Source organism: Streptomyces sp. Ru72 (assembly GCF_002920635.1).
In the GTDB taxonomy this organism is placed as follows: domain Bacteria; phylum Actinomycetota; class Actinomycetes; order Streptomycetales; family Streptomycetaceae; genus Streptomyces.
On the sequence record NZ_PQSR01000203.1, the window covers coordinates 1 to 4,469 of the forward strand.

Here is a 4,469-nt window from a genome sequence, read left to right on the forward strand (position 1 = left end):
CTGGACCGGATCCGGCCGACGGGCTCCTACGACGACTTCGCGGACGTCGACCTGGCCCTGGAGGCCGTCGCCGAGGACCTGGAGGTCAAGCGGCAGCTGTTCGCCACCTTCGACAAGGTCTGCAAGCCCGGCGCGATCCTCGCCACCACCACCTCCTCGCTTCCCGTCGTCGCCTGTGCCCGCGCCACCTCGCGCCCGCAGGACGTGATCGGCATGCACTTCTTCAACCCGGCACCGGCCATGAAGCTGGTCGAGGTCGTCCGCACGGTGCTGACGGCGGACGACGCCCACGCGACCGTGCGCACACTGTGCGGCTCGATCAGGAAGCACCCCGTCGACTGCGGCGACCGCGCCGGATTCATCGTCAACGCGCTTCTGTTCCCGTATCTGAACAACGCCGTGAAGATGGTCCAGGAGCACTACGCGTCCCTGGACGACATCGACGCGGCGATGAAGCTGGGCGGCGGCTACCCGATGGGTCCGTTCGAACTGCTCGACGTGGTGGGCCTCGACGTCTCGCTCGCCATCGAGAAGGTGCTGCACCGGGAGTTCCGCGACCCCGGCCTGGCCCCGGCGCCGCTTCTGGAACACCTGGTGGCCGCGGGCTGCCTCGGCCGCAAGACCGGCCGTGGCTTCCGCGAATATGCCAAGCGCTGACCGGCGCGGCGACCGGCTCCACGGCGGCGCCGACTGGGGCGGACTGCTCGACCCGGCCGGTCACCCCCCGCCCGCGCGGGGCGGGGGGGACCCGGGACCTGCGCACCATCCTGCGCAGATGCAGTACGTTCGGGTCATGTCCCAGCCCGCCAAGTCCTCACGTACACCAGCTACGCCCGACGCACCGGAGAGTGCCGCAGGCTCTCGCGCCGCCGCCCAGCGGCTCAAGATGCGCCGGGAACTGGCGGCCGCGGCGATGGAGCTGTTCGCCACCAAAGGGTACGAAGCGACCACCGTCGACGAGATCGCGGCAGCCGCGGGGGTCGCCCGGCGCACCTTCTTCCGCCACTTCCGCTCCAAGGAAGAGGCGATCTTCCCGGACCACGACGACACCCTGATCCGGGCGGAGGCCGTGCTCAACGCCGCGCCCGCGCACGAGCACCCGCTCGACACCGTGTGCCGCGGCATCAAGGAAGTCATGAAGATGTACGCGGCCCGGCCGGAGATCTCCGTGCAGCGCTACAAGCTGACCCGCGAGGTGCCGACGCTGCGCGAGGCGGAGATCGCCTCGGTCGCCCGTTACGAGCGCCTCTTCACCCGCTACCTCCTCGGCCACTTCGACGAGCACGCGCACGACGACGACGCGAACGACGACCCGCTGCTCGCCGAGGTCGCCGCCTCCGCGGTCGTCACCGCGCACAACCACGTACTGCGGCGCTGGCTGCGGGCGGGCGGCCAGGGAGACGTGGAGGCGCAGCTGGACCACGCCTTCGCGATCGTCCGCAAGACGTTCGGGACGGGGATCGGGGCCGGACGGGACACCGCGCCCCGGACGGCGAAGTCCTCCGCGACCAGGCACGGGGAGGTGCTGGTCACGGTGGCCAGGACGGACGCGCCCCTGGACGAGGTCATGCGCACCATCGAGCAGGCGCTCAAGGAGCGTTCGTAACCGTCTGCAGCCCCTTCACGGGCCGGCGGCGGCACCCAGTGCCGCCGCCGGCCCGTCCGTTTGCGCCTACTCGACAGTAGCTTTGATCGATCATCGCTCATTTGTTACGCAAAGATTTCATCTGAGGGAAGTTTCTGGCACCCAGTGCCTTGCGGGGTGACACGGGGTGCCATACGGTGAGGGTGTCCGGGCGGCCGGCGTGCAGAGACCTCTCGTACGCCGGCTGTCCCCGCAAGCCCTTCGGCGAGCGCGCCCGGACGCCTGCGTCACAGGCAACCTCCGCGCCACAAAGCGCTGCCCAGCACCACCTCCGCCGAACCGACGGCACCCCTCTCACCAGCAGCACACCGACGTAACCCTCAGCGTCTCCCCTCAAGACGCCATTCGCCGGAGGCACCACCGTGAAGGACATCCTGGACGCCATTCAGTCGGGGACCGCCACGTCCGCCGACTTCGCCGCCCTCCCCCTCCCCGAGTCCTACCGCGCGGTCACCGTGCACAAGGACGAGACGGAGATGTTCGCGGGCATGCCCACCCGCGACAAGGACCCCCGCAAGTCCCTGCACGTCGACGAGGTCCCGCTGCCCGAGCTCGGCCCGGGCGAGGCCCTGGTGGCCGTCATGGCCTCCTCGGTCAACTACAACTCCGTGTGGACCTCGATCTTCGAGCCGCTGTCGACGTTCGGCTTCCTCGAGCGCTACGGCAAGCTCTCGCCGCTGACCAAGCGGCACGACCTGCCGTACCACATCATCGGCTCCGACCTCGCCGGCGTCGTGCTGCGCACCGGCCCCGGCGTCAACGCCTGGAAGCCCGGCGACGAGGTCGTCGCGCACTGCCTGAGCGTCGAGCTGGAGTCGCCCGACGGCCACGACGACACCATGCTCGACCCCGAGCAGCGCATCTGGGGCTTCGAGACCAACTTCGGCGGCCTCGCGGAGATCGCCCTGGTCAAGTCCAACCAGCTGATGCCGAAGCCGGACCACCTGAGCTGGGAGGAGGCCGCGGCCCCGGGCCTGGTGAACTCCACCGCCTACCGGCAGCTGGTCTCCCGCAACGGCGCCGCCATGAAGCAGGGCGACAACGTCCTGATCTGGGGCGCGAGCGGCGGCCTCGGCTCGTACGCCACCCAGTTCGCGCTCGCGGGCGGCGCCAACCCGATCTGTGTGGTCTCCTCGCCCCAGAAGGCGGAGATCTGCCGCTCCATGGGTGCCGAGGCGATCATCGACCGCAACGCCGAGGGCTACAAGTTCTGGAAGGACGAGCACACCCAGGACCCCAAGGAGTGGAAGCGCTTCGGCAAGCGCATCCGCGAGCTCACCGGCGGCGAGGACATCGACATCGTCTTCGAGCACCCCGGCCGCGAGACCTTCGGCGCCTCCGTCTACGTCACCCGCAAGGGCGGCACCATCACCACCTGCGCCTCCACCTCGGGCTACATGCACGAGTACGACAACCGCTACCTGTGGATGTCGCTGAAGCGGATCATCGGCTCGCACTTCGCGAACTACCGCGAGGCGTACGAGGCCAACCGGCTCATCGCCAAGGGCAAGATCCACCCGACGCTGTCGAAGGTGTACTCCCTGGAGGAGACCGGCCAGGCCGCCCACGACGTCCACCGCAACGTGCACCAGGGCAAGGTCGGCGTGCTGTGCCTGGCGCCCGAGGAGGGCCTGGGCGTGCGCGACCACGAGATGCGCGCCAAGCACATCGACGCCATCAACCGCTTCCGGAACGTCTGAGGACTGCGGAGGTCACAGATGAGTGAGCGTCAGCCCGCCGAAAGGCGGGAGACCGCGCCTGCGGCGCAGGGCGCGCCGGTGTCGAAAGAGACGAAGACGAGGGAGCGCAGCGACCGCGGGCCGAGGAACGTCGACACCGGCACACAGCGCCCTGCGCCGCAGGCGCCGAAAGACAGGGACCGGCCGTGGCTCATGCGCACGTACGCCGGTCACTCCACGGCCGAGGCGTCCAACGAGCTGTACCGGCGCAACCTCGCCAAGGGGCAGACGGGTCTGTCGGTGGCGTTCGACCTGCCGACGCAGACCGGCTACGACTCCGACCACATCCTCGCCCGCGGCGAGGTCGGCCGGGTCGGGGTCCCCGTCGCGCACCTCGGTGACATGCGCCGGCTGTTCCAGGACATCCCCCTGGAGCAGATGAACACCTCGATGACGATCAACGCCACGGCCATGTGGCTGCTGGCGCTCTACCAGGTCGTCGCGGAGGAGCAGGGCGCGGACATCACCAAGCTCCAGGGCACGACCCAGAACGACATCGTCAAGGAGTACCTGTCCCGCGGCACCCACGTGTTCCCGCCTGGGCCGAGCCTCCGTCTGACGACGGACATGATCGCGTACACGGTCTCCCACATCCCGAAGTGGAACCCGATCAACATCTGCAGCTACCACCTGCAGGAGGCGGGCGCCACGCCGGTCCAGGAGATCGCGTACGCGATGTCCACCGCGATCGCCGTCCTCGACGCCGTGCGCGACAGCGGGCAGGTGCCGCAGGAGCGCATGGGCGATGTCGTCGGCCGCATCTCCTTCTTCGTGAACGCGGGCGTCCGCTTCATCGAGGAGATGTGCAAGATGCGGGCCTTCGGCCGCATCTGGGACCGGATCACGCGTGAGCGGTACGGCATCGAGGACCCCAAGCACCGCCGCTTCCGCTACGGCGTCCAGGTCAACTCGCTCGGTCTGACCGAGGCGCAGCCGGAGAACAACGTCCAGCGGATCGTGCTGGAGATGCTGGCCGTCACCCTCTCCAAGGACGCACGAGCGCGTGCCGTGCAGCTTCCGGCCTGGAACGAGGCGCTCGGCCTGCCCCGCCCCTGGGACCAGCAGTGGTCGCTGCGCATCCAGCA

Annotated in this window: 4 protein-coding genes; all 4 read left to right on the top strand. The window is 69.4% G+C overall.

Going from position 1 to position 4,469, the window contains the following annotated elements:
* The coding region (locus tag C3488_RS39180; protein ID WP_258053923.1) for a 3-hydroxyacyl-CoA dehydrogenase family protein at positions 1–657 on the top strand (657 nt) is incomplete at its 5' end.
* A 136-nt stretch (positions 658–793) separates the two neighbouring features.
* Positions 794–1,606, top strand: a complete 813-nt coding sequence (locus tag C3488_RS39185; protein ID WP_181139381.1) for a TetR family transcriptional regulator — start codon at positions 794–796, stop codon at positions 1,604–1,606.
* Positions 1,607–2,007: 401 nt separating this feature from the next.
* Positions 2,008–3,345, top strand: coding sequence for a crotonyl-CoA carboxylase/reductase (ccrA, locus tag C3488_RS39190; protein WP_103845580.1), 1,338 nt, complete (start codon positions 2,008–2,010; stop codon positions 3,343–3,345).
* A 192-nt stretch (positions 3,346–3,537) separates the two neighbouring features.
* Positions 3,538–4,469: methylmalonyl-CoA mutase family protein (locus C3488_RS39195; RefSeq protein ID WP_258053924.1), on the top strand; the 932-nt coding region annotated here is incomplete at its 3' end.